This window comes from Agromyces sp. NPDC057865 (assembly GCF_042796995.1).
Lineage (GTDB): Bacteria > Actinomycetota > Actinomycetes > Actinomycetales > Microbacteriaceae > Agromyces.
The window spans coordinates 226,502-250,198 of sequence record NZ_JBHVMJ010000002.1 but is presented as its reverse complement, the minus strand read 5'-3'; the positions used below and the strand labels follow the sequence as shown (position 1 = coordinate 250,198).

The 23,697-nt window shown below is 72.2% G+C and carries 22 protein-coding genes, 1 tRNA gene and 1 other RNA gene; 14 read left to right on the top strand and 10 right to left on the bottom strand.

Annotated elements, in window-relative coordinates; translation table 11 throughout:
• The first annotated feature begins 6 nt into the window (after positions 1–6).
• The gene (locus ACFVN5_RS08815) at positions 7–225 is read left to right on the top strand and encodes a hypothetical protein (RefSeq protein WP_376954638.1); all 219 of its coding nucleotides are present in this window, start codon (positions 7–9) and stop codon (positions 223–225) included.
• 36 nt (positions 226–261) lie between these two features.
• Here ACFVN5_RS08815 and ACFVN5_RS08810 read toward each other — a convergent pair whose 3' ends face one another.
• Positions 262–3,279 (bottom strand): bifunctional [glutamine synthetase] adenylyltransferase/[glutamine synthetase]-adenylyl-L-tyrosine phosphorylase, encoded by a 3,018-nt coding sequence (locus ACFVN5_RS08810; protein WP_376954637.1) that lies wholly within the window; start codon positions 3,277–3,279, stop codon positions 262–264.
• A 10-nt stretch (positions 3,280–3,289) separates the two neighbouring features.
• Positions 3,290–4,627 (bottom strand): glutamine synthetase family protein, encoded by a 1,338-nt coding sequence (locus ACFVN5_RS08805; protein WP_376954636.1) that lies wholly within the window; start codon positions 4,625–4,627, stop codon positions 3,290–3,292.
• An 87-nt stretch (positions 4,628–4,714) separates the two neighbouring features.
• On the opposite strand from ACFVN5_RS08805, the gene panB reads away from it, so the two are divergent.
• The gene (gene panB / locus ACFVN5_RS08800; protein WP_376954634.1) at positions 4,715–5,602 is read left to right on the top strand and encodes a 3-methyl-2-oxobutanoate hydroxymethyltransferase; all 888 of its coding nucleotides are present in this window, start codon (positions 4,715–4,717) and stop codon (positions 5,600–5,602) included.
• A 57-nt stretch (positions 5,603–5,659) separates the two neighbouring features.
• Here panB and ACFVN5_RS08795 read toward each other — a convergent pair whose 3' ends face one another.
• Complete coding sequence (locus ACFVN5_RS08795; RefSeq protein WP_376954633.1) at positions 5,660–5,845, bottom strand: SPOR domain-containing protein; 186 nt, start codon at positions 5,843–5,845, stop codon at positions 5,660–5,662.
• A gap of 11 nt (positions 5,846–5,856) precedes the next feature.
• On the opposite strand from ACFVN5_RS08795, the gene map reads away from it, so the two are divergent.
• Positions 5,857–6,720, top strand: coding sequence for a type I methionyl aminopeptidase (map, locus tag ACFVN5_RS08790; protein ID WP_376954631.1), 864 nt, complete (start codon positions 5,857–5,859; stop codon positions 6,718–6,720).
• Between the two features lie 54 nt (positions 6,721–6,774).
• Entirely contained in the window at positions 6,775–7,533 is a 759-nt protein-coding gene (ppgK, locus tag ACFVN5_RS08785; protein WP_376954630.1) for a polyphosphate--glucose phosphotransferase, read from the top strand.
• A gap of 25 nt (positions 7,534–7,558) precedes the next feature.
• Here the strand turns inward: ppgK and rnpB are convergent.
• From rnpB to ACFVN5_RS08765, 4 genes are all read right to left on the bottom strand, one after another.
• Positions 7,559–7,934, bottom strand: an RNA gene (rnpB, locus tag ACFVN5_RS08780) — RNase P RNA component class A.
• An 85-nt stretch (positions 7,935–8,019) separates the two neighbouring features.
• Complete coding sequence (locus ACFVN5_RS08775; protein WP_376954628.1) at positions 8,020–8,757, bottom strand: zinc ribbon domain-containing protein; 738 nt, start codon at positions 8,755–8,757, stop codon at positions 8,020–8,022.
• A 37-nt stretch (positions 8,758–8,794) separates the two neighbouring features.
• Positions 8,795–9,613: a Nif3-like dinuclear metal center hexameric protein gene (locus ACFVN5_RS08770; RefSeq protein ID WP_376954627.1), complete on the bottom strand. Its 819-nt coding sequence runs from the start codon at positions 9,611–9,613 to the stop codon at positions 8,795–8,797.
• Positions 9,614–9,677: 64 nt separating this feature from the next.
• A tRNA-Val gene (locus tag ACFVN5_RS08765) sits at positions 9,678–9,750 on the bottom strand.
• A 77-nt stretch (positions 9,751–9,827) separates the two neighbouring features.
• Between ACFVN5_RS08765 and ACFVN5_RS08760 the strand changes: the two genes are divergently transcribed.
• Positions 9,828–10,526 (top strand): hypothetical protein, encoded by a 699-nt coding sequence (locus ACFVN5_RS08760; protein ID WP_376954625.1) that lies wholly within the window; start codon positions 9,828–9,830, stop codon positions 10,524–10,526.
• 25 nt (positions 10,527–10,551) lie between these two features.
• Here ACFVN5_RS08760 and ACFVN5_RS08755 read toward each other — a convergent pair whose 3' ends face one another.
• Positions 10,552–11,007, bottom strand: coding sequence for a peroxiredoxin (locus tag ACFVN5_RS08755; protein WP_376954624.1), 456 nt, complete (start codon positions 11,005–11,007; stop codon positions 10,552–10,554).
• 170 nt (positions 11,008–11,177) lie between these two features.
• On the opposite strand from ACFVN5_RS08755, the gene aceE reads away from it, so the two are divergent.
• From aceE to ACFVN5_RS08725, 6 genes are all read left to right on the top strand, one after another.
• Positions 11,178–13,904, top strand: coding sequence for a pyruvate dehydrogenase (acetyl-transferring), homodimeric type (gene aceE, locus ACFVN5_RS08750; protein ID WP_376954623.1), 2,727 nt, complete (start codon positions 11,178–11,180; stop codon positions 13,902–13,904).
• A gap of 12 nt (positions 13,905–13,916) precedes the next feature.
• Positions 13,917–15,131, top strand: coding sequence for a PucR family transcriptional regulator (locus ACFVN5_RS08745; RefSeq protein ID WP_376954622.1), 1,215 nt, complete (start codon positions 13,917–13,919; stop codon positions 15,129–15,131).
• 124 nt (positions 15,132–15,255) lie between these two features.
• Positions 15,256–16,176, top strand: coding sequence for an ACP S-malonyltransferase (locus tag ACFVN5_RS08740; RefSeq protein ID WP_376954620.1), 921 nt, complete (start codon positions 15,256–15,258; stop codon positions 16,174–16,176).
• Positions 16,177–16,220: 44 nt separating this feature from the next.
• Complete coding sequence (locus ACFVN5_RS08735) at positions 16,221–17,225, top strand: beta-ketoacyl-ACP synthase III (protein ID WP_376954618.1); 1,005 nt, start codon at positions 16,221–16,223, stop codon at positions 17,223–17,225.
• Between the two features lie 65 nt (positions 17,226–17,290).
• Complete coding sequence (locus ACFVN5_RS08730) at positions 17,291–17,539, top strand: acyl carrier protein (protein WP_056731598.1); 249 nt, start codon at positions 17,291–17,293, stop codon at positions 17,537–17,539.
• A gap of 79 nt (positions 17,540–17,618) precedes the next feature.
• A complete protein-coding gene (locus ACFVN5_RS08725; protein WP_376954616.1) occupies positions 17,619–18,854 on the top strand; it encodes a beta-ketoacyl-[acyl-carrier-protein] synthase family protein in 1,236 nt (411 codons plus the stop codon).
• Positions 18,855–18,990: 136 nt separating this feature from the next.
• Here ACFVN5_RS08725 and ACFVN5_RS08720 read toward each other — a convergent pair whose 3' ends face one another.
• Complete coding sequence (locus tag ACFVN5_RS08720; protein ID WP_376954614.1) at positions 18,991–19,512, bottom strand: DUF3145 domain-containing protein; 522 nt, start codon at positions 19,510–19,512, stop codon at positions 18,991–18,993.
• Positions 19,513–19,707: 195 nt separating this feature from the next.
• Between ACFVN5_RS08720 and ACFVN5_RS08715 the strand changes: the two genes are divergently transcribed.
• A complete protein-coding gene (locus ACFVN5_RS08715) occupies positions 19,708–20,409 on the top strand; it encodes a PadR family transcriptional regulator (RefSeq protein WP_376954613.1) in 702 nt (233 codons plus the stop codon).
• Here ACFVN5_RS08715 and ACFVN5_RS08710 read toward each other — a convergent pair.
• A complete protein-coding gene (locus ACFVN5_RS08710; protein ID WP_376954612.1) occupies positions 20,391–22,226 on the bottom strand; it encodes a bifunctional 3'-5' exonuclease/DNA polymerase in 1,836 nt (611 codons plus the stop codon). The genes ACFVN5_RS08715 and ACFVN5_RS08710 overlap by 19 nt on opposite strands.
• 110 nt (positions 22,227–22,336) lie before the next feature.
• Between ACFVN5_RS08710 and ACFVN5_RS08705 the strand changes: the two genes are divergently transcribed.
• Positions 22,337–23,098, top strand: coding sequence for a hypothetical protein (locus ACFVN5_RS08705; protein WP_376954610.1), 762 nt, complete (start codon positions 22,337–22,339; stop codon positions 23,096–23,098).
• Positions 23,099–23,214: 116 nt separating this feature from the next.
• Entirely contained in the window at positions 23,215–23,685 is a 471-nt protein-coding gene (locus ACFVN5_RS08700) for a hypothetical protein (protein ID WP_376954609.1), read from the top strand.
• Positions 23,686–23,697: the final 12 nt, after the last annotated feature.

The window sequence follows — 23,697 nt, the reverse complement described above, 5'->3', positions numbered from 1 at the left end:
AGCGGCATGGACACGTGGCTCCCGTTCGCGATCGTCGTCGTCCTCCTGCTCGCCGGCATCGCGGTCCTCGTCATGAGGGTCGTGCGGAACCGGAGCGAGCCGCACGACGCCGACGACGACGCGATGCGGAGGGAGGGCTCCGACGCGTACTACCGTTCGCAGCGCGACCAGACCGACCTGCCGCCTGGCATCGGTCGGCCCGACCGTCCACCGAAGGGCCCGTAGGCGTCAGGCCGGTCAGGCTGCTGACGCCCCCGACGCTCAGCCCGTGGTCGGCTCGCGACGCGGCTCGACGCCGTAGAACCCGCGCTCGAAGACGGTGCGCGCGCGGCGCGTGAGCGCGAGGTAGTCGCTCTCGAGGCTCGACGCCGAGCCGGGCGGGTAGCCCATGATGCGGGCGACGCCCTCGAGCTGCGAGCGCTCGACCGGCAGCACGTCGGTCGTGCGATCGAGCCAGAGCGTGAGCGCCGAGCGGGCCCGCGACGCGAACATCCACGCGGCGCGCAGCGTCTCCGCATCGCGCGCCGGGATGTGGCGGTGCTCGACGGCCGCCGCCAGCGCGTCCAGGGTCGACGGCGTGCGGAGCGACGGCTCCTCCGCCCCGTGCTGGAGCTGCACGAGCTGCACGAACCACTCGACGTCCGACAGCGAGCCCCGACCCAGCTTGAGGTGACGCGTGGGATCGGCGCCCTGGGGCAGCCGCTCGTTCTCGACGCGCGCCTTGATGCGCTTGACCTCGCGGACGTCGCGCTCCGAGATCTCCGCGGGGTAGCGCACCGAGTCGGCGAGCTCCATGAAGTCGCGGATGAGCGCCTCGTCGCCGGCGACGCCCCGGGCGCGGAGCAGCGCCTGCGCCTCCCACGTGAGCGACCAGCGCGCGTAGTAGGCGCGGTAGGCGTCGAGCGACCGCGCGACGACGCCGTTCCGCCCCTCTGGGCGCAGGTCGGCGTCGAGCTCGAACGGCAGCCGTGCGTCCTCGGTGAGCCGCACGAGGTCGGCCACGATGCGCAGCGCGCGGGCTTGCGCGGCCTCGGGCTCCGCGCCCGCCGGCCGGAACACGTAGACGATGTCGGCGTCCGATCCGATGCCGAGCTCGCGCCCGCCGAACCGGCCCATGCCGATGACCGCGAACTCGACGCCGTCGGGCTCCTCGCCGCGGATCGCCTCGACGATCGCGGCGATGTGGCTCTGCGTGACGTCGGAGAGGCCGTGTCCGAGCTCCTCGACCGTGCAGACGTCGAGGATCGCCGACAGCGCGAGGCGCAGCACCTCGCGGCGGCGGATGGCGCGGAACACCTTCACTGCGGCATCCGCGTCGCCGTGCCGGCCGAGCACCGCCCGCTTCTCGTCGTCGAGCGCGGCGAGCGAGCGGGGGCGGAGCTCGTCGAGGTCCTCGAGCCAGGCCACGGCCTCGGGGATGCGCTCGAGGAGCTCACCCGCGAAGCGCGATCCCGAGAGCACGCGCGTGAGGCGCAGCGCGGCATCGGACGAGTCGCGCAGCAGTCGCAGGTACCAGTGCGTGGTGCCGAGCGTGTCGCTCACGCGGCGGAACGCGAGCAGCCCGTAGTCGGGATCGGCCCCGTCGGCGAACCACGAGATGAGCACCGGCATGAGGTGTCGTTGGATGGTCGCGCGGCGCGAGACGCCCGCGGTGAGCGCGCCGATGTGCGCGAGGGCGCCGCGCGGGTCGCGGAAGCCGATGGCACGCAGGCGCGCCTCCGCCTGCTCGCTCGTGAGCCCGAGGCCCTCTGCGGGCAGCGCGGCCACCGCCGAGAGCAGCGGGCGGTAGAAGAGCCGCTCGTGGAGGCCCCGCACGCGCTGCCGGGTCGCCTGCCACCTGGCCGTGAGGTCGTCGGCGCTGCGTCCGAGGCCCGATGACCGCGCGAGTGCGCGCAGCTCGGCGGCACCGCGGGGCATCAGGTGCGTGCGGCGCAGCCGGGCGAGCTGCAGCCGGTGCTCGAGCACGCGCAGGATGCGGTAGTCCCGGGCGAACTCCGCCGCCTCCTCGCGACCGACGTAGCCGTGCTCGGCGAGTGCCGCCAGGGCGGGCAGTGTGCCGGGCTGGCGGATCGCGGCATCCGTCGCCCCGTGCACGAGCTGCAGCAGCTGCACGGTGAACTCGATGTCGCGCAGGCCGCCCGGACCGAGCTTCAGCTGCACGTCGACCTCGTCGGCCGGGATGTGCTGGGTGACCCGCTCGCGCATGCGCTGCACCGACTCGACGAAGCCCTCACGGCTGGAGCTCGCCCACACCTTGGGCGCGACGCCGGCGGCGTACCGCTCCCCCAGCTCCCGATCGCCGGCGAGCGGGCGGGCCTTCAGGAGCGCCTGGAACTCCCAGCTCTTCGCCCAGCGGTCGTAGTACTGCAGGTGCGAGTCGAGCGTGCGCACGAGCGCGCCGTCCTTGCCCTCGGGGCGGAGGTTCGGGTCGACCTCCCAGAGCGGCGGCTCGATGCCGGGCTCGGAGATGACGCGCATGGCGACCATGGCGAGCCGCGTGGCGATGTCGAGGGCGCGCGGGGTCGCGACGGCGTCCTCGTCGGCCGACTCCGCGACGAAGATGACGTCGACGTCGCTCACGTAGTTGAGCTCGCGCGCCCCGGCCTTGCCCATGCCGATGACCGCGAGACGGGTCGACTCCACCTCGGCGGCGGGATACCTCCCCGGACCGGCGGCCTCGCCCTCCGCCCGCGCGGTCGCCCGTCGCGCCGCGACGAGGGCAGCGTCGAGGGTCGCGCCCGCGAGGTCGGCAAGACCCGACGCGACCGTGTCGACGGCCTCGATCGCGTCGGCGCGCGTCAGGTCGTACACGGCGATCGCCGCGAGGAGCCGCCGGTAGCGCACCCGGATCGCGGCCGCGGCCGCCTCGAGGTAGCGCGCGGCCGGCACGTCGACCTCGTCGAGGGCCTGCAGCAGCACGACCCGCGCCTCGTCGGTGCCGAGGGGCGCCATCGGCACCTGCTGCAGCACGGCGAGCTCGTGCGGATGCCGCGCCAGCACGTCGGCGAAGCCGCGGGAGGCGCCGAGCAGCCGCGCCAGGCGCTCGGCCGACGCGTCGTGCGCGAGCACCGCCGCCACGTCGTCGGGCACTCGCTCCTGCAGGCGCCGGGTCGCGCTCAGCGCCTCGTCGGGATCGCCGGCGTGGCTGAACGCCTCGAGCAGCGCCTCGACGTCGAGGCCCGTCGCCGAGGCGAGGGCCTCCAGTCCGGCCGCGGCGCGGTCGAGGTCGTCGAAGCCCGCGCGTGCGAGCCGGCCGAGGGTCTGGGCCTGGCGTGACATCCGGTGCTGGTCAGAGGATCTCGAGGTTGCGCTGCAGCTCGAACGTCGTCACCTGCGAACGGTAGTCGCGCCATTCGGAGCGCTTGTTCGCGAGCACGTAGTTGAAGACCTGCTCGCCGAGCGTCTCGGCGACGAGCTCCGACTCCTCCATGTACTCGATCGCGTGGTCGAGGCTCGCGGGCAGCGGGTGGTAGCCCAGCGCGCGGCGCTCGCTGTCCGTGAGGGCCCACACGTCGTCCTCCGCCTCCTGCGGGAGGTCGTAGCCCTCCTCGATGCCCTTCATGCCCGCCGCGAGCAGCAGCGAGAACGCCAGGTACGGGTTGGCCGCGGAGTCGATCGCGCGGTACTCGACGCGCGCGCTCTGGCCCTTGTTGGGCTTGTAGAGCGGCACGCGCACGAGCGCGGAGCGGTTGTTGTGGCCCCAGCAGATGAAGCTCGGCGCCTCGTCGCCGCCCCAGAGGCGCTTGTACGAGTTCACGAACTGGTTGGTGACGGCCGAGATCTCGTTCGCGTGGCGCAGCAGGCCGGCGATGAACTGGCGGCCGATCTTCGACAGCTGGTACTGGGCGCCGGCCTCGTAGAACGCGTTGGTGTCGCCCTCGAACAGCGAGAGGTGCGTGTGCATGCCGCTGCCGGGATACTGCGAGAACGGCTTCGGCATGAACGTGGCGTATACGCCCTGCTCGATCGCGACCTCCTTCACGACCGTGCGGAAGGTCATGATGTTGTCGGCCGTGGTGAGCGCGTCGGCGTAGCGCAGGTCGATCTCGTTCTGGCCGGGCCCGGCCTCGTGGTGGCTGAACTCGACCGAGATGCCCAGGTCCTCGAGCATCCGCACGCTGCGACGGCGGAAGTCGTGCGCGGTGCCGCCCGGCACGTTGTCGAAGTAGCCCGCCGAGTCGACGGGCACGGGGCCCTCCTCGCCGTACTTCGACGAGCGCAGCAGGTAGAACTCGATCTCGGGGTGCGTGTAGAACGTGAACCCGCGGTCGGCGGCGCGTGCGAGCGTGCGCTTGAGGACGTTGCGCGGGTCGGCGACGGCGGGCTCACCGTCGGGCGTCGTGATGTCGCAGAACATGCGCGCGGTGGGATCGATGTCGCCGCGCCACGGGAGCGTCTGGAAGGTCGTCGGGTCGGGGAAGGCCAGCAGGTCGGACTCGAAGGTGCGGCTGAGGCCCTCGATCGCGGACCCGTCGAACCCGATTCCCTCGGTGAACGCCCCCTCGACCTCCGCGGGTGCGATCGCCACCGATTTCAGGGTGCCGACCACGTCGGTGAACCAGAGTCGTACGAACTTGACTCCTCGTTCCTCGATGGTCCGGAGAACGAAGTCGCGCTGCTTATCCATCCACACCCTCTCTCGCACCTCTCAGGGTAGCGGCTCGGGGCCGGGCGAGACGCCGGGCACGGATGCCGCGTGTGCCAGACTGGCGGCATGTCAGAGCAGCCCGTCGACGACGCAGCATCCGGGGCCCAGCCCGTGGCCGAGACGAATCCGTACGGGGGCGCCGCGGCATCCGGAGGACCGAAGCGGGTGCGCACCCGCCACTTCCAGAACGCGAAGCGCGAGGGCATCAAGATCACCGGCCTCACGAGCTACGACATGCTCACCGCGCGCATCTTCGACGAGGCGGGCATCGACTTCCTGCTGGTCGGCGACTCGGCCGGCAACAACGTGCTCGGCTACGACACCACGCTGCGCGTCACCATCGACGACCTCATCCCGCTGACGCGGGCGGTCGCCGGCGCCGTCAGGCGCGCGTTCGTCGTGGCCGACATGCCGTTCGGCTCCTACGAGAACGGCCCCGAGGACGCGCTGCACACCGCGGTGCGCTTCATGAAGGAGACCGGCGCCCACGCCGTGAAGCTCGAGGGCGGGGAACGCAGTCACAAGCAGATCCGCCGCATCGTGCAGGCGGGCATCCCCGTCATGGCCCACATCGGCTACACGCCGCAGAGCGAGCACGGCCTCGGCGGACACGTCATCCAGGGGCGGGGCGAGGGCGTGCAGCAGCTGCTCGCCGACGCGAAGTCGGTGCAGGATGCCGGCGCGTTCGCAGTCGTGCTCGAGATGGTGCCCGCCGACGCGGCGCGCCAGGTGACGGAGCTCCTCGAGATCCCCACCATCAGCGTCGGCGCCGGCCCGCACACCGACGGGCAGCTCCTCGTCTGGACCGACTGGGCCGGTCTCACGGTCGGGCGCGTGCCGAAGTTCGTCAAGCAGTACGCCGACCTGTCGGGCACCCTCGCCCAGGCCGCGCGCGAGTGGCGCGCCGACGTCGAGGCGGGCAGCTACCCGAACGCCGAGCACAGCTACGAGTGACCGACGCGGCCGCCTGACGGTCGCGATGGAGACGAGCGCCGTGGCGCCCGGCGCCGACTAGTCCTCGGCGGCCTCCTCCTCGGCCCACTTGGCGCTGTTCGCACGGAGGATCTCCAAGGCGCGCTCGGCCTCGGCGCGGGTCTCGAAGGGCCCGACACGGTCAGGGGCGGGCGACTGGAAGCCCTGCTCCACCTCGCCGGTCTTCATGTTGTACCAATACTGGTGCTCCACATCCTGCGCCATAGGGTGATCCTATGCCCAAGGATGCCGCCGGCCACCTCATCCCCGGACGCCTGTCGCCGCAGCGCCGGGTCCCCGCCGGCATCCCCCGACCCGAGTACGTGGGGCGCCCCGCGCCGGCGCCGAACACGGCCGGCGACCGCTACGCGCCCGACGAGGTGGAGCGCATCCGCGCCGCCGGGAGGATCGCCGCGCAGGCGATCGAGGCGGCGGCATCCGCCATCGCGCCCGGCGTCACGACCGACGAGCTCGACCGCATCGCGCACGACCACGTCGTGGCCCACGGCGCCTACCCCTCCACGCTCGGCTACCGCGGCTACCCGAAGTCGTCGTGCACGTCGGTGAACGAGGTGATCTGCCACGGCATCCCCGACGACACGGTGCTCGAGGACGGCGACCTCGTGAACCTCGACGTCACCGCCTACCTCGACGGCTACCACGGCGACCTCAACCGCACGTTCCTCGTCGGCGAGGCGAGCGAGGAGGCGTCACTGCTCGTGGAGCGGACCGAGCAGGCGCTCGCCCGCGGCATCCGCGCGGTGGCCCCCGGCCGGCAGGTGAACGTCATCGGCCGTGCGATCGAGGCGTACGCGAAGCGGTTCGGGTACGGGGTCGTGCGCGACTACACCGGTCACGGGGTGGGCCGCGCGTTCCACACGGGCCTCGTGATCCCGCACTACGACGCCCCCGAGTTCGACACGGTCATGGAGCCCGGGATGGTGTTCACCATCGAGCCGATGCTGACGCTCGGCACCATCGAATGGGACGTCTGGGACGACGACTGGACGGTCGTCACGCGCGATCGCGCGCTCACCGCGCAGTTCGAGCACACCCTCGTCGTGACCGAGCGCGGCGCCGAGATCCTGACGCTCCCCTGAGGCACCGCCAGGGCGCGGCGGCATCCGGCGATGGTCGCGCGATAGTGTGGCGCCATGGCGACTGACCACGCGATCGGCATCGACATCGGCGGCACGGGCATCAAGGGGGCGGTCGTCGACCTCGGCACCGGCGAGCTCGTCACCGAGCGGCTCAAGGTGAAGACCCCAGAGGGCGGACGCCCGAAGGACATGCTCACGGCCACCGAGGAGCTCGTCGACCAGATCGACGCGCAGCTGTCGGGCAGCGAGAAGCTCCCGCTCGGCGTGTGCTTCCCCGCGATCGTGAAGCGCGGCTACACGTTGTCGGCTGCGAACATCTCGGACGAGTGGATCGGCCTGCAGGCCGAGGACCTCTTCGAGCAGGCGCTCGGCCGCGAGATCCACTTCATCAACGACGCGGATGCCGCGGGCTTCGCCGAGCTCCGCTACGGCGCGGCCGCCGGGGTCGACGGGCTCGTGATCCTCACCACGCTCGGCACCGGCATCGGCTCGGCGCTCATCTACGACGGCGTGCTGGTGCCGAACACCGAGCTCGGGCACCTCGAGATCGACGGGCACGACGCCGAGAAGAAGGCGGCGTACGCCGCGATGGAGCGCGAGTCGCTGAGCTGGGAGAAGTGGGCGAAGCGGCTGCAGCGCTACTACTCGTTCGTCGAGTTCCTGTTCACGCCCGACCTGTTCATCGTCGGCGGCGGCGTGTCGAAGCACAGCGAGGAGTTCCTGCCGCTGCTCGACCTGAAGACGAAGATCGTTCCTGCGGTGCACCGAAACAACGCCGGCATCCTGGGCGCCGCGGCACTCGCCACGCGCTGACGGGCGTCACGCCGACCGGGTGGTGCGAGCGGGCCGGCTGATACGCCGGGTTCTGTTCACCGGGCGCTTGCGCGACACCGGCTGGACGGCCATCTCTCTCGGAGCTGCGTCGCCGCAGCCCTCCAGCGGCCTACCCGGGAACGGGACGGGCAGCCCCATCGTTCCCTGTCTGGCCTTGCTCCGGACGAGGTTTACCGAGCCGACCGCGTCACCGCGGCCGCTGGTGGGCTCTTACCCCACCGTTTCACCCTTACCCCGGACTCGCGTCCGAGGCGGTCTGCTTTCTGTGGCACTGTCTCGCGGGTTGCCCCGGGTGGGTGTTACCCACCGTCCTGCCCTGCGGAGCCCGGACGTTCCTCGGCATCCGATCGCTCGGATGACGCGACCGTCTTGCCGACCCGCTCGCCCTCCAAGGCTACAGGGCGGAGCTGTGCCCGGGCTCGACGCCTCGACTCGACCGCCGCGGGCCCGGTCGGCCGGCGCGCCTCAGAGCCCCGACTCGTCGGTGCGCACGAGGATGCGGTCGCACTCGGGGCACTGCAGGACGTCGTCGGGCGCCGCGCGCCGCACCTGCTCGAGGTCGGAGCCGGTGAGCGTGATCGTGCAGCCGCTGCAGGTGCGCTGGCGCAGGAGGGCGGCGCCGACTCCCCCGCCGCGGAGGCGACGCTGCTCGTAGAAGGTGAGGAGCTCGGCCGGCACGCCCCCCGCGACGACGGCCCGGTCGCGCTCGGCGGCGTCGCGCTCGGTGCCGAGCCCGGATGCCGCCTCGTCGCGCTCGGCCTCGAGGGCCGCGGCCTCCGAGGCGATGGTCGCGCGCTCGGCGTCGATGCCGGCGACGGCCGCCTCGGCCGTCTCGACCTTCTCCATCACCGCGAGCTCCTGGTCCTCGAGGTCGGAGAGCCGTCGGGCGAGCGAGGCGAGCTCCGCCTCGAGCGCGGCGACGTCCTTCGTCGACGAGGTGTGCTGCAGGCGGTCGCCGTCGCGCGCGATGCGCGCCTCGACCACGGCCACGTCGGACTCCAGCCGCGTCAGCTCGGCGCGCGCGTCCTCGAGTCCGCCCACGGCCTCGGCCCGGGTGCCGCGCACGGCGGCGTCGCGCTTCGCGAGCTCGGCGAGCGGGGCGGCCTGCGGCAGGGCGCCGAGTCGGTGCGCGAGCTGCTGCAGTCGGGTGTCGAGGGACTGCAGCCTGAGCAGTTCCTGCTGGTCGGCGGGGCTGGCCTTCACGTGGTGCTCCTCGTGGGGGACGGTGCGGGAGTGGTCATCATTGCACGACCTGGAAGTCCCAGGGGTCGGTGCGGAGCTCGCTCACGCGGACGTCGAGCTCGGGGTGGGCGTCGCGGAGCTCCGCGGCGGCGGCATCGAGCCAGAGCCACTCGCTCGCCCAATGGGACACGTCGATGAGGGCCGGTCCCCCGCCCAGGAGCGCCTGCTCGCGCGCCTCGGAGGCCGGGTGGTGCCGGAGGTCGGCCGTGATGTAGACGTCGGCGCCGCGCACGAGCGGGTCGCCGAGCAGCGAGTCGCCGGCGCCGCCGCAGAGCGCGACGACCTCGACCGGGTCGTCGAAGCCGCCCGCGGCACGAACGCCCGTGGCGGTCGGCGGCAGGATCTCCGCGAGGACGCGCGCCAGCCGGCCGAGGCTCATCGGCTCGGCCAGCCGGCCGATACGGCCGAGCCCGAGCGCGGGGTCCGTGCCGGGCACGATCGGCCGCACGTCGACGAGCCCGAGTCGGGACGCGAGCACGGCCGAGGTGCCCTGGTCGACCACGTCGGCGTTCGTGTGGGCGGCGACGAGCGCGCAGCCGGCGCGGACGAGCCGGGCCAGGAGGGCGCCCTTGTAGCGGTCCTCGGCGATCGACGTGACGCCGCGCAGCAGCAGCGGGTGGTGGGCGATGAGCAGATCCGCGCCGAGCTCCACCGCCTCGTCGACCGTGCCCGCGACGGCGTCCACGGTGAAGAGCACCCGCTCGATCGCGGCGGCGGGATCGCCCGTGACGAGCCCCGGGGCATCCCACGGCTCGGCGCCCTCGAGCGGCCAGAGCCGATCGATCGTGGTCAAGACCTCGGCGAGAACGACTGGCACGCGCCCCAGCCTAGCGGCGCGGCTCGGCGTCACGGCCGGAGCAGCGGCCCGCGGCATCCGACGGTGGGCCCTGCCGGGCTCGAACCGACGACATCCACGGTGTAAACGTGGCGCTCTACCAACTGAGCTAAAGGCCCCCTGCGAACGCGACGGGCTCGCGCCCACGCCGCGCGGCGCACGCCCATGCTATCGGAGCGTCCATAGACTCACGCCCATGGAGGTCGTGGCGCAGCATCCGAGTCGCACGGCCCAGCCCGAGTACCGGTGGCCGGCCGTCGTCGCGCTGGTGTCGGCGCTGGCGCTCTACGCGTTCCTGCCGAACGAGATCTTCGGAAGCCAGCGATTCGTCCTCGTGGCGGCCGGCCTCGCCTTCCTCGTGACGCTGAGCTTCCTCAATCCGCACCGGCTGCGCAAGCAGACGCGGTGGTACCGCATGGTGTCGGTCGCCTTCGTCGCGCTGCTCGTGCTGATCAACCAGGTCGCGCTCGTGATCCTCGTGTACAAGCTCGTCGAGGGCCACCACAACGCCCCCGGGCTGCTGCTCGCCGCACTGCAGGTGTGGGTCGCGAACGTGATCGGGTTCGCGCTGCTCTACTGGGAGCTCGACCGCGGAGGACCCGTCGTGCGCACCGCGTGGGCCCGCACCGAGATCCCGCCGGCCGACTTCCGCTTCTCGCAGGACGAGGACGAGACGACCATCGAAGAGGTGGCCAAGGGCTCGGCGGCGCGCGTCGACTGGACGCCGCGCTTCATCGACTACCTCTACACCTCGCTGTCGAACAGCATGGCGTTCAGCGCCAGCGACGCGATGCCGCTGCGACAGCGCACGAAGCTCCTCATGGGGCTGCAGGCGTTCGGCGGGTTCGTGATCCTCGCGCTCGTGATCGCGCGGTCGGTCGGCATCCTCGACTGACGGCGGTCGGATGCCGCGGCATCCGTCAGCCGGCGAGGGCCGCCCGGTACTGCTCGAGTGTGCGCGCCTCGCCGGGCGCGGTCGCGAAGCTCGAGCGGATGACGCCGTCGACGTCGATCACGAACGTGGCCCGATTGGCGTAGCCGCGCTCGTCGAGGAACGCGCCGTACGCGCGCGCCACCTCGCCGTGCGGCCAGAAGTCCGCGAGCAGCTGGAAGCCGTAGCCCTGCTCCTCCGCCCACGCCCGCAGCGCGTGCTTCGAGTCCACCGAGACGCCGAGCAGCTCGGTGCCCGAGTCCTCGAACAGCTCGAGGTGGTCGCGGAGCTCGCAGAGCTCGCCCTGGCAGGTGCGCGAGAACGCGAGCGGGAAGAACACGAGCGTCACCGGCATCACGCCGCGGAAGTCCGCGAGCGAGACGGGCTGGCCGAACTGGTTGGCGAGCGTGAAATCGGGGGCGATCGCGCCGGGGCCGAGGATCATCGGGCCGTTCCTCCCAGTGGAGACGGGGGCTGGACGGCGCCCAGCCTAGCCCCGACGCACCGGGCATAGAATCACTAGGATGGCGTGGTGCCACCCGACCGCGAACCGGTCGCTTCGTCGTGCGCACGCCCCCAGCCGCAGGCAAGACCTGCTGAAGAGAGAGGTCGAGTGTGACTGTCAACGACCAGGACCCCTACTCGGTCGAGGCGATGGACTCCGATCCCGAGGAGACCTCGGAATGGGCCGAATCGCTCGACGCGCTCGTCGCCGAGAAGGGGCACCAGCGCGGGCGCGAGATCATGCTCAGCCTGTTGAAGCGCTCGAAGGAGCTGCACCTCGGCGTGCCGATGGTGCCCACCACCGACTACCTCAACACGATCGCCCCTGAGAACGAGCCCGAGTTCCCCGGCGACGAGGAGGTCGAGCGCCGCTACCGCGCCTGGATCCGCTGGAACGCCGCGATGCTCGTGCACCGCGCGCAGCGTCCCGGCATCGCCGTCGGCGGCCACATCTCGACGTACGCCTCGAGCGCCGCGCTCTACGAGGTCGGCTTCAACCACTTCTTCCGCGGCCCCGACCACGCCGGCGGCGGCGACCAGGTGTTCTTCCAGGGCCACGCCTCCCCCGGCATGTACGCCCGTGCCTTCCTCGAGGGCCGGCTCAGCTCCGACCAGCTCGACGGCTTCCGCCAGGAGAAGTCGCACGCGCCCAACGGCCTGTCGTCGTACCCGCACCCGCGGCTCATGCCCGACTTCTGGCAGTTCCCGACCGTGTCGATGGGCCTCGGCCCGATCAACGCGATCTACCAGGCGCAGCTCAGCAAGTACCTCACCAACCGCGGCATCAAGGACGCGTCCGACCAGCACGTCTGGGCGTTCCTCGGCGACGGCGAGATGGACGAGGTCGAGAGCCGCGGCCAGCTGCAGGTCGCCGCGAACGAGGGCCTCGACAACCTCACGTTCGTCATCAACTGCAACCTCCAGCGCCTCGACGGACCGGTGCGCGGCAACGGCAAGATCATCCAGGAGCTCGAGAGCTTCTTCCGCGGCGCCGGCTGGAACGTGATCAAGGTCGTCTGGGGCCGCGAGTGGGACGACCTGCTCGCCCGCGACCACGACGGCGCCCTGCGCAACCTCATGAACGTCACGCCCGACGGCGACTACCAGACCTACAAGGCGGAGTCCGGCGCGTACGTGCGCGAGAACTTCTTCGGCCGCGACCCGCGTGCGCTCGAGCTCGTCAAGGACCTCTCCGACGAGCAGATCTGGAACCTCAAGCGCGGCGGCCACGACTACCGCAAGGTCTATGCGGCGTTCAAGGCGGCGACCGAGCACAAGGGCCAGCCGACGGTCATCCTCGCGAAGACGATCAAGGGCTATGGCCTGGGTCCGTCGTTCGAGGGTCGCAACGCGACCCACCAGATGAAGAAGATGACCCTCGACAACCTCAAGACCTTCCGCGACGCGATGCGCATCCCGATCAGCGACGCGCAGCTCGAGGAGAACCCGTACCTGCCCCCGTACTACCACCCGGGCAACGACGACGAGTCGATCCGCTACCTCCACGAGCGCCGGCGCGAGCTCGGCGGCTACCTGCCCGAGCGCCGCACGAGCCACACCGCCATCACGCTGCCCGACGACTCGGCGTACGCGATCGCGAAGAAGGGCTCGGGCACGCAGGAGATCGCCACGACCATGGCGTTCGTGCGACTCCTGAAGGACCTCATGCGGGCGAAGGACTTCGGCAACCGCATCGTGCCGATCATCCCCGACGAGGCGCGCACGTTCGGCATGGACGCGTTCTTCCCGAACGCGAAGATCTACAACCCGAACGGCCAGCACTACACCTCGGTCGACCGCGAGCTGCTCCTCGCCTACAAGGAGAGCCCGCAGGGCCAGATCGTGCACGTCGGCATCAACGAGGCGGGCGCGCTCGCCGCGTTCACCGCGGTCGGCACGTCGTACGCCACCGAGGGCGAGCCGCTCATCCCGATCTACGTGTTCTACTCGATGTTCGGGTTCCAGCGCACGGGCGACGCGATCTGGGCGGCGGGCGACCAGATGGCGCGCGGCTTCATGATCGGCGCCACCGCCGGCCGCACGACGCTGACCGGCGAGGGCCTGCAGCACGCCGACGGACACTCGCCGCTGCTCGCATCGACGAACCCGGCGGTCGTCTCGTACGACCCCGCCTACGGCTACGAGATCGGGCACATCGTGCGCTCGGGCCTCGACCGCATGTACGGCGGCAACCACCCCGATCCCAACGTCATGTACTACCTCACGGTGTACAACGAGCCGCTCGTGCAGCCCGCCGAGCCCGAGGGCGTCGACGTCGAGGGCATCGTTCGCGGCATCCACCGCCTCTCGGAGTCGAACGTGCAGGGGCCGAAGGCCCAGCTGCTCGCCTCGGGCGTCGCGGTGCCGTGGATCATCGAGGCCCAGGAGCTGCTCGCGAACGACTGGGGCGTGTCGGCGGATGTCTGGTCGGTCACGAGCTGGGCCGAGCTCCGTCGCGACGGCGTGGCCGCCGACGAGCACAACTTCCTCAACCCCGACGCCGAGCGCCGCAGCGCGTACGTGACGCAGAAGCTCTCGGGCTCGGGCGGACCGTTCGTCGCCGTGTCGGACTACATGCACGCCGTCCCCGACCAGATCCGCGCCTACGTGCCCGGCGACTTCGCGACGCTCGGCGCCGACGACTTCGGGTTCTCGGACACGCGTCCGGCGGCGCGTCGCTTCTTCAAGATCGACGGACCGTCGGTCGTGGTGCGCACGCTTCAGTCCCTCGCCGACCGCGGCGAGGTCGACCGGTCGCTCCCGGCGCAGGCCATCGAGAAGTACCGGCTCCACGACGTGAACGCCGGCACCACCGGAACGGCCGGCGGCGAGAGCTAGCAGGCGACCCAGGTGGCGACGAAGCCCAGGACGAAGGCGGAGACGCTCGCATGGTTGCGCACCATCGCGGGCGAACTGTCGACCCAGACGCTGAAGCGCCTGGAGGACACGCTCCCGTGGTACGGCGACATGCCGCCGAGCCGCCGTTCGGCCGTGGGCCTCGTCGCCCAGGCGGGCATCTCGTCGTTCATCGCCTGGTACGACGATCCGCGGTCGACGCCGTGGATCGCGGCCGACGTCTTCGGCGCGGCGCCACGGGAGCTCCTCCGCTCGGTGAGCCTGCAGCAGACGCTGCAGCTCATCCGGGTGGTCGTCGAGGTCGTCGAGGAGCGGGTCAAGAACGGCGGCGGCGAGGAGCTGCGCGAGGCGATCCTGCTGTACTCCCGCGAGATCGCGTTCGCCGCGGCCGACGTGTACGCGCGCGCCGCGGAGGCGCGCGGGCTCTGGGACGCCCGGCTCGAGGCGCTCGTCGTCGACTCGATCCTCTCGGGCGAGTACGACGACGAGCTCCCGAGCCGCATCGCGGCGCTCGGCTGGCACGGACACGGCGAGGTCGCCGTGCTCGTGGGCACGGCGCCGAAGCAGCTCGACGTCGACCACGTGCGCCGAGCCGCCCGGCACATGCACGCCGACGTGCTCATCGGCGTGCAGGGCAACCGGCTCGTGCTCGTGATCGGCCGGTCCGACCCCCTCGGCCGCGAGCCCGAGGAGACCATCGGCACCTCCCCCGCGCTCACCTTCATGGAGATCGCCACGCAGCTCGAGCCGCACTTCGGCCCTGGGCACCTGGTGCTCGGCCACGAGGTGCCGAACCTCGTCGACGCGTCGAAGAGCGCCAAGGCGGCACTCGCGGGCTTCGCCGTGGCCCGGTCGTGGCGGCACGCGCCGCGGCCGGTGCACGCCGACGACCTGCTGCCCGAGCGGGCGCTCGCCGGCGACCCGCTGGCCCGCGCCACGCTCGTGCACCGCATCTACCGGCCGCTGCAGGCGCACTCGACCGAGCTCCTCACGACCCTGTGGAGCTACCTCGACAACGGGCGGTCCCTCGAGGCCACCGCCCGAGAGCTGTTCGTGCACCCCAACACCGTGCGCTACCGGCTGAAGCGCGTCTCCGACGTCATCGGGTGGGATGCCACGGGCGCCCGCGAGGCGCTCATCCTGCAATCCGCGCTCATCATCGGATCGATGAGCGATCACGAGCACCAGCCGCGCCGACGCCAGGGCTGACGTCGATCCGGCCGGTTCGGCGGCATCCGTCACGCCCTGCCTGTCGGGCACGCACAAGGGTTCTTGCGAGAGCTTGTCGCAATGACACACACCCGAGGTGGCGGTCATTGGCAGGATAGGGAGGGTGATCGTCGTCGTCTGCCCTGGACAGGGCTCGCAGACCCCCGGATTCCTCGCACCCTGGCTCGCCGACCCCGCCGCGGCGGAGCAGCTCGCCGCCTACTCCGAGGCCGCCGGCGTCGACCTCGCGACGCACGGCACCGAGAGCGACGCCGACACGATCCGCGACACCGCGATCGCCCAGCCCCTCATCGTGGCCGCGGGCCTGCTCGCCCTCGCGCCGCTCCTCGCCGACGGCCGTCGCGACCGCATCGGCGGCATCGCGGGCCACTCGGTCGGCGAGATCACGGCCGCGGCCGGCGCCGGCGTGCTCGCCGAGGCCGACGCGACGCGCTTCGTCGCCGAGCGCGGCCGTGCGATGGCGGATGCCGCGGCGCTCGAGGCGACCGGCATGAGCGCCGTCATCGGCGCCGACGAGGCGGAGCTCACCACCCGCCTCGACGAGCTCGGACTCGAGCCCGCGAACTTCAACGGCGGCGGCCAGATCGTCGTCGCCGGCGCCCTCGACGCGCTCGACCGTCTCCGGGCCGAGCCGCCGGCCGGCGCACGGGTCATCCCGCTGCAGGTCGCGGGCGCCTTCCACACGCGCTACATGCGCCCCGCGGTCGACCGCCTCGCGCTCGTCGCGGCCGAGCTCGACGTGTCGGACCCCGGCATCACGCTCTGGACCAACCGCGACGGCACCGTCGTCAGGTCGGGCCGGGAGTTCGTCGACCTCCTGGTCGGGCAGGTCTCGTCGCCCGTGCGCTGGGACAAGGACATGGCGTCGTTCGCGGCCGCGGGCATCACGGGCCTCATCGAGGTGGCTCCGGCCGGCGCGCTCGTCGGCCTCGCGAAGCGTGCCCTCAAGGGCGTGCCCACCGTGGCCGTGAAGACCCCCGACGACCTGCCCGCGGCCATCGAGCTCATCGAGCAGGCCGCCTGACCGGGCACGACGATCCTCCAACGGGCGCACAGAGAAAGCCGAGCATGACGAAACCCACTCTCCAGCAGTCGCACGGACCCGCCTACACGCGCATCTACGCGATCGGGGCCGCCCGCGGCGAGAACGCGGTGCCGAACGACGACCTCGTGGGCCCGATCAACTCCTCCGACGAGTGGATCCAGCAGCGCACGGGCATCGTGACCCGCGCCCGCGCCGGCGCCGACGTGTCCGCGCTCGACCTGGCGACGGATGCCGCGAAGGAGGCGATCGCGAAGTCGGGCGTCGCGCCCGAGCTCATCGACCTCGTCATCGTCGCCACGATCTCCAACGTGCAGCAGACCCCGTCGATGGCGGCCGTCGTCGCCGACCGGGTGGGTTCGAACCCCGCGGCCGCGTACGACACGAACGCCGCCTGCGCCGGCTACGCCTACGCCGTGGCGCAGGCCGACGCCCTCATCCGCACGGGGGTCGCTCATTACGCCCTCGTGATCGGCGCCGAGAAGCTCTCCGACGTCGTCGACCCGACGGATCGCTCGATCTCGTTCCTGCTCGGCGACGGTGCGGGCGCGGTCGTCATCGGACCGAGCGACTTCCCCGGCATCGCCCGCACCATCTGGGGCTCCGACGGCTCGAAGGCCGACGCGGTCGGCATGAACCACACGCTCACGGAGTTCCGCGACGGGGCGGCCGAGTGGCCCACCCTCCGCCAGGAGGGGCAGACCGTCTTCCGCTGGGCCGTGTGGGACATGGCCAAGGTCGCGAAGCAGGCGCTGGATGCCGCGGGCGTGACGAGCGCCGACCTGTCGGCGTTCATCCCGCATCAGGCCAACATGCGCATCATCGACGAGTTCGCGAAGCAGCTGAAGCTGCCCGAGACCGTCGTCATCGCGCACGACATCGCGACCACCGGCAACACGTCGGCGGCGTCGATCCCGCTCGCGACCCACCGGCTGCTCGAGGAGCACCCGGAACTCTCGGGAGGGCTCGCCCTCCAGATCGGCTTCGGCGCCGGCCTCGTGTTCGGCGCCCAAGTGGTGGTTCTTCCCTGAACCGCCGTTCATCGTCCATCTAGACTGAGTCTCGGTCAAACGAGACACCCCCAAGGAGAAGAACCATGGCATTGTCCACCGAAGAAGTACTTGCCGGCCTGGCCGAGCTCATCAACGACGAGACCGGCATCGCGACCGACACGGTTGAGCTGGACAAGTCGTTCACGGATGACCTCGACATCGACTCCATCTCGATGATGACGATCGTCGTCAACGCCGAGGAGAAGTTCGACGTCAAGATCCCCGACGAGGAGGTCAAGAACCTCAAGACCGTCGGCGACGCCGTCGACTTCATCGTCAAGGCCCAGGCCTAGTCGCTGACCCGAGCGGGCCGGCCTGACGGTCCGGCCCGCTCGATCACGTTGCCCTCTTCCATCCTGGAGTGATTCTCGAATGACCAACAAGATCGTCATCACAGGCATCGGTGCGACCTCCCCGCTCGGGGGCACCGCCCGCGACACCTGGACGAACCTGCTCGCAGGCGAGTCCGGCGCCCGCACCATCGAGCAGGACTGGGTGGCCCAGTACGAGCTGCCCGTCACCTTCGCCGCCAACGCCAAGGTGCAGCCGGCCGACGTGCTTGAGCGCCACGAGATCAAGCGCCTCGACCCGTCGAGCCAGTTCGCCCTCATCGCCGGCCGCGAGGCCTGGGCCGACGCGGGCGCGCCCGACGTGCCGTCCGACCGCCTCGCGATCGACTGGGCGACCGGCATCGGCGGCGTGTGGACGCTGCTCGACGCGTGGGACACCCTGCGCGAGCGCGGACCCCGCCGCGTCCTCCCGATGACCGTGCCGATGCTCATGCCGAACGGCCCGGGGGCGGCCGTGGGCATGGACCTGCACGCGCGTGCGGGCATCCGCACCGTCGTCTCCGCGTGCGCGTCGAGCACCGAGGCGCTCGTGAACGCGTACGACCACCTCCAGGCCGGACTCGCCGACGTGGTCATCGCGGGCGGCTCGGAGTCCGCCATCCACCCGATCACGATCGCCTCGTTCAACTCGATGCAGGCGCTCTCGCGCAACAACGACGACCCGGCGCACGCGTCGCGGCCGTACGACGTGGCGCGCGACGGCTTCGTGATGGGCGAGGGCGCCGCGGCGCTCGTCGTCGAGACCGAGGAGCACGCGAAGGCGCGCGGCGCGCGCATCTACGCCGAGCTCATCGGCGGCGCGGTCACGAGCGACGCGTACCACATCACGGCTCCCGACCCCGAGGGCACCGGCGCCGCCCGAGCGATGCGCACGACCCTCGAGCAGGCCGGCGTCGGCCTCGACGAGGTCGCGCACATCAACGTGCACGCGACGAGCACGCCGGTCGGCGACATCGCCGAGTACACGGCCCTGGCCGCGGTCTTCGGCGAGCACCTCCCGAACATCGCCGTGAGCGCGACGAAGGCATCGACCGGGCACCTGCTCGGCGGCGCCGGCGCCATCGAGGCGATGTTCACGGTGCTCGCGCTGCACCACCGCACCGCTCCCCCGACGATCAACGTCACCGAGCTCGACCCCGAGATCGACCTCGACGTGGTGCGCGAACCCCGCGCCCTCGGCGACGGCCCGCTCGTGGCGATCTCGAACTCGTTCGGCTTCGGCGGGCACAACGCGGTGGTCGGCTTCCGCACCGCCTGATCCGCACGGCTCATGGAACGGGCCCCGACGCCTCCCGGCGCGGGGCCCGTTTCGTCGCCGCCCACTGCTTCGCTCGTGCGGTCGCCGGGAAGGGTCATCCGACGTCCGCGTCGCGCCGCTCGGGCGGCGTCGCCGCTCAGCCCACCTGGTGCAACCAGACGACCGGGGCGAAGTCGCTCGCGTGGCGGAACGGCTCGAGCTCGTCGTCCCACGCCTGGCCGAGCGCGAGACGCAGCTCGCGATGCAGCTCGACCGCGTCGTGGCCCGCGACCTCCATCGCGTAGCGGATGCGGTCCTCGGGGATGACGGTGTTGCCGGCCGTGTCCGTCTGCGCGAAGTAGACGCCGAGCTCGGGCGTGTGCATCCACCGCGCGCCGTCGGACCCTGGCGTCGGGTCCTCGCTCACCTCGAAGCGCAGCTGGTCCCAGCCCCGCAGCGCGGAGGCCAGCTTCGCGCCGGTGCCGGCCTCGCCCTCCCAGTAGAACTCGGCACGCAGGAGACCGCGGTAGACCGGCTGTTCCGACCAGTCGAAATTCACGGCCGTGCCGAGCGCACGCCCGGCAGCCCACTCCACATGCGGGCACAGCGCCCGCGGCGAGGAGTGCACGAACAGCACGCCTCGCGCGGCGCGCACGGCCCGCGTGACCTTCTCCGCCATCTCCGTCTCCGTTCTCGAGGTGCGTCTTCCCCTACGACCTCGGAACCGCCGGACAGCGGGTGTTCGATTGTGGACGGCGAGCCGTCTTCGACGAGTATGCCGCGGAATCCCGGCCCTGACAAGGATCCGCGCCGGTCGGCGCCCCATTCCGCGACCTCTGGCGACATGCCGCGACTCCGGACGACACGGAACAGTATGCTCGGTGAAGCGTTCCCGATCCCCCAGCCGGAGGTGCACATGGCCGTGCGCGACGCGCTCCTCGCGCTCCTCACCGCGGGTCCTGCGTACGGGTTCCAACTGCACGGCGGCCTCGCGACCCGCACGGGCGGCCGGCGCAGCATCAACGTCGGCCAGACCTATGCCACGCTCGAGCGCCTGCAGAAGCAGGGGCTCGTCGAGCCCGCGGGCACGACCGACGACGGCCTCCCCCTCTACGGCCTCACGTCCGCGGGTGCGACCGCGGCGCGATCCTGGCTCGAGGGCACGGATGCCGCGGGCGCCGATCCGTGGGACGAGACGCTCGACCGCGTGCTCATCGCCCGCTCGCTGCCGGGGGTCGATGCCGACGCGGTGCTCGTCGCGGAGCGGGGTCGCTGGACTCGGCGTCGTGACGCGGCATCCGATTCGGACGAGCGATCGACCGTCGCCGCGGCCGGCACGTCGAGCGACGAGCCGGCGCCCGCCGAGGGCGAGCGGGAGCTCGTCTCGCTCGTCACGGCGGCCGAGCGGTCGCGCGCGGTGGCGGTGCTCGGCTGGCTCGACGAGGTGTCGGCGCAGGAGCGGATCCCGTTCGCGCCCCGTGCGGAGCGGCCCAGGCGCGGACGACGCCCGGGTACGGCATCCGTCTCGGCCGAGCCCAGCGACGCAAACGACGCCGTTCAGCCCGCCGACGCGTAGCTCTCGACGATCGCGAGGTCGAGCGGGAAGTCGACCGGGAAGTCGCCGAAGAGCAGGCGCCCCGACGCCGCAGCGGTCTCCTCGACGGCGGCGGCGACCGCGTCGGCCGTCTCGCGAGGGGCGTGCACGATGATCTCGTCGTGCAGGAAGTACACGAGGTGCGGCGTCCGGCCGAACACCGGGCCCGAGGCGACCGCGTCGGGCGTGGCATCCGTCACCGTCGAGCCGATCTCGGCGAGGCGGCCGCGCAGCGCGGCCATCCAGCAGAGCGACCACTCCGCCGCACTGCCCTGCACCACGAAGTTGCGGGTGAACCGACCCCAGTCGCGGGCCCGCGAGCGCGCTCGTCGTTCGTCGACGGCGGTGGCGTCGGGCTCGCTCGCTCGGGCCTGCACCGCCCGCCACTCCGCCGACGGGAGCGGTGAGGACCGCCCGAGGAGCGTCGTGACCGGGAGTCCGCGCTCGCCGTCGGCCGCGGCCCGGTCGACGAGGCCCATCGCCCGCGGGAACGCACGGGCGAGGCGCGGCACGAGGCGCCCGCTGTCGCCCGTCGTCGCCCCGTACATGGCGCCGAGGATCGCGACCTTCGCCTCGTCGCGCGTGCCCACGACACCGCCGTCGACGAGTCCGCGGTAGATGTCGCGTCCGCGCGCCGCCTCGGCCATGGCCTCGTCGCGCGCCATCGCCGCGAGCACGCGCGGCTCGAGCTGCGCCGCGTCGGCCACGACGAGCGTCCAGCCCGGATCCGCGACCACCGCGCTGCGCACGTTCTTGGGCAACTGCAGCGCTCCCCCGCCCGACGTCGCCCACCGCCCCGTGGCCGTGCCCCCGGGCACGTACTCGGGCCGGAACCGTCCGTCGAGGATCCACTCGTCGAGCCACGTCCAGCCGTTCGCGCTGAGCAGCCGCGAGAGCTTCTTGTACGCGATGAGCGGCTCGATCGCGGGGTGGTCGTGGTCGCGCAGCTCCCAGCGCGCGGTCGACTCGACCGGGATGCCCGCGCCGCGCAGCGCGCGCAGCAGGTCGGCCTGCGAGTCGAGGTTCACGGATGCCGCGCCGAGCTCCTCGCGCACCCGGCTCGCCAGGGCCTCCATGCGCACCGGCTTCCATCCGGGCGAGGGGCGCGGCCCGAGCTCCGACTCGAGCACGGCCTCGTGCACGGCGCGGTCCCACGGCAGGCCGGCGGCCTGCAGCTCGGCGCCGATGAGCGCCCCCGCGGACTCCGCCGCGAGCAGGAGCCGGAGGCGTCGGGGATCGTCGCCCTCGGCGACGAGGGCGAGCTGGCGTGCGAGCTCGGCCGCGACCGCGTCGACCGGGACGAATGCCCCCGACGCGCGCGCCGCGGCATCCGTGGAAGGTGCGGGGGCAGCACCGATCGCAGGCTCTGGGGCGTTGCCGAGGCCGACCGCCGAGTCGCCGCCGAAGTCGTCGAGGTCGAAGAGGGCGCTGTGCGCGGCCACCGCCGGAGTCGTGGTCGTGGCGGCCGCGCCGCCGGCCTCGGCCGGTCCGGGCGGGAGCCACCCGGGCCGCGCGTGCCGCCCGCCCGCACGCGCCCACTCGGTGATCGTCGATCGGTCGAGGATGGCGCCGCAGAGCCGCAGGTCGTGGCACCGCTCGACCCGGACGCCTGCATCGAGGAGGCGCGGATACCAGCGGCGCGTCTCCGTCCACACCCAGCGCGGATGCTCGCGCGCCTCGAGCGCGCGGACGGCGTCGGCGAACCCGTCGGGCTCGACCTCGGCGAGGGGTTTGGCGGGGTCGTCGGGGTCGACCAGGACGATCCGCCCCTGGGCTCCCGCACCGACCACCACGTGCACGGCTCCATTCTCGCCGCGGCCGGTGACACCGGCAGTCCGGCCGACGCCGTCGAGAGAGTGTCGGCGGGATGCCGCACCATGGGTCCCATGGAGCAACGAGAGGTCCGATCGTGGTCGCGGTGAGCTTCCGGTGCGGCCACGGTGCCGTCGCCGGCACCGACGGGGTCGTCGCCCTCCGGCGCGTGTGTCCCCTGTGCATGCTCATCGACGAGACCCACCGCAGCCGTGGCGAGCTCCTCGGCCGCGTCGCGCCCGCACAGCGATCGGCGTTGGCCCGCGAGACGCGGATCGGCGCCACGTACGACTGGCGCTGCGCGCGCGGACATGATCGATACGCCGCCACGATCAGCGAGGTGCTCACCGGCCCCGGCTGCCCGAAGTGCAGGGTCAACGCGGGCGGTCCCACCGCCGCACGCGAGGCCGGTGTCGCCTACATGAACCCGGGCCTGCGCACGCGCACCTCGCAGACCGAGCAGCGGCTCAGGATGCTGCTGGGCGAGCGCATCCGGCTGCACCAGGGCGTCAACGCGGTGCGCATCGCCCGCACGTTCTACGGTCGCCAGGAGGTCTGGCCCGACATCCTCGTGCCGCAGCTGCGCATCGCGATCGAGTACGACGATCCCGGCCGCTCCCGGCGGGCCCACCGCGGGCTCAAGGAGGGCTCCGATCTCGAGAAGGACGAGGCGCTCCGCGAGGTGGGCTGGGAGGTCGTGCGCATCCGCGCGGGCGGCCTCGCCGCCGTCGGCCGGAACAGCGTCGTCTGCACAGCGCTCTCCCCCGCGGTCGTCGACGAGGTCGTGGCGTGCATGCGCCGGATCCGCGGCGACGCGGCCGTCGACGCCCTCTCGCTCGGCCATCCGGCGCTCCCGTGACGCCGGTGCGACGAAGGTGCGCACGAGTGATGCGCGGACGACCCCGTCGCCGGTAGGGTGAGTGCACCCGCGGGTGGTCGCCCGCGGGATTCGTGCGCACGAGAGGCTCCCCGACGTTGCTCCTCCCCTTCCTGATCGTCGGAGGCCTCGGCCTCGTGCTGCTCGTCATCTCGCTCGTGCTCGGCGACATCCTCGACCACTTCGACATCGGCGACGGAGCCATCTCGAGCACGGCGCTCGCCGTGGGCCTCGTGGTCTTCGGCGCGGCCGGAGCGCTCACGGTGACCTGGGGTCTCGACCTCGTCTGGGCGTACGTGCTGGCCGCGGTGCTCGCCGTCGTCGCCTACCTGCTCAGCGCAATGGCCGTCCGCAGCCTGACGCGCAGTTCGGACGGGGTGCCCGCCTCGGCCCTCGGGCTCACGGGCGTCGCGAAGTCCGACGTGTCGTCGTCGGGCGGCGAGGTCAGCCTCGACGGCCCCGGCGAGATCGAACGCCGTCTCGCCTGGTCCGACGCCCCGATCGTCGAGGGCGCACGGATCCGCGTGATCGAGCACGCCGGCACGCGCGTCAAGGTCGTCGCCGACTGACGGCCGCCCCGA

Coding starts and splice junctions, on each gene's coding strand:
- ACFVN5_RS08725 (WP_376954616.1), top strand. CDS start 17,619: ATGACCAACAAGATCGTCATCACAGGCATCGGTGCGACCTCCCCGCTC.
- ACFVN5_RS08735 (WP_376954618.1), top strand. CDS start 16,221: ATGACGAAACCCACTCTCCAGCAGTCGCACGGACCCGCCTACACGCGC.
- ACFVN5_RS08760 (WP_376954625.1), top strand. CDS start 9,828: ATGGAGGTCGTGGCGCAGCATCCGAGTCGCACGGCCCAGCCCGAGTAC.
- ppgK (WP_376954630.1), top strand. CDS start 6,775: ATGGCGACTGACCACGCGATCGGCATCGACATCGGCGGCACGGGCATC.
- ACFVN5_RS08805 (WP_376954636.1), bottom strand. CDS start 4,627: ATGGATAAGCAGCGCGACTTCGTTCTCCGGACCATCGAGGAACGAGGA.
- map (WP_376954631.1), top strand. CDS start 5,857: ATGCCCAAGGATGCCGCCGGCCACCTCATCCCCGGACGCCTGTCGCCG.
- ACFVN5_RS08795 (WP_376954633.1), bottom strand. CDS start 5,845: ATGGCGCAGGATGTGGAGCACCAGTATTGGTACAACATGAAGACCGGC.
- panB (WP_376954634.1), top strand. CDS start 4,715: ATGTCAGAGCAGCCCGTCGACGACGCAGCATCCGGGGCCCAGCCCGTG.
- ACFVN5_RS08810 (WP_376954637.1), bottom strand. CDS start 3,279: ATGTCACGCCAGGCCCAGACCCTCGGCCGGCTCGCACGCGCGGGCTTC.
- ACFVN5_RS08720 (WP_376954614.1), bottom strand. CDS start 19,512: ATGGCGGAGAAGGTCACGCGGGCCGTGCGCGCCGCGCGAGGCGTGCTG.
- ACFVN5_RS08755 (WP_376954624.1), bottom strand. CDS start 11,007: ATGATCCTCGGCCCCGGCGCGATCGCCCCCGATTTCACGCTCGCCAAC.
- ACFVN5_RS08815 (WP_376954638.1), top strand. CDS start 7: ATGGACACGTGGCTCCCGTTCGCGATCGTCGTCGTCCTCCTGCTCGCC.
- ACFVN5_RS08715 (WP_376954613.1), top strand. CDS start 19,708: ATGCTCGGTGAAGCGTTCCCGATCCCCCAGCCGGAGGTGCACATGGCC.
- ACFVN5_RS08730 (WP_056731598.1), top strand. CDS start 17,291: ATGGCATTGTCCACCGAAGAAGTACTTGCCGGCCTGGCCGAGCTCATC.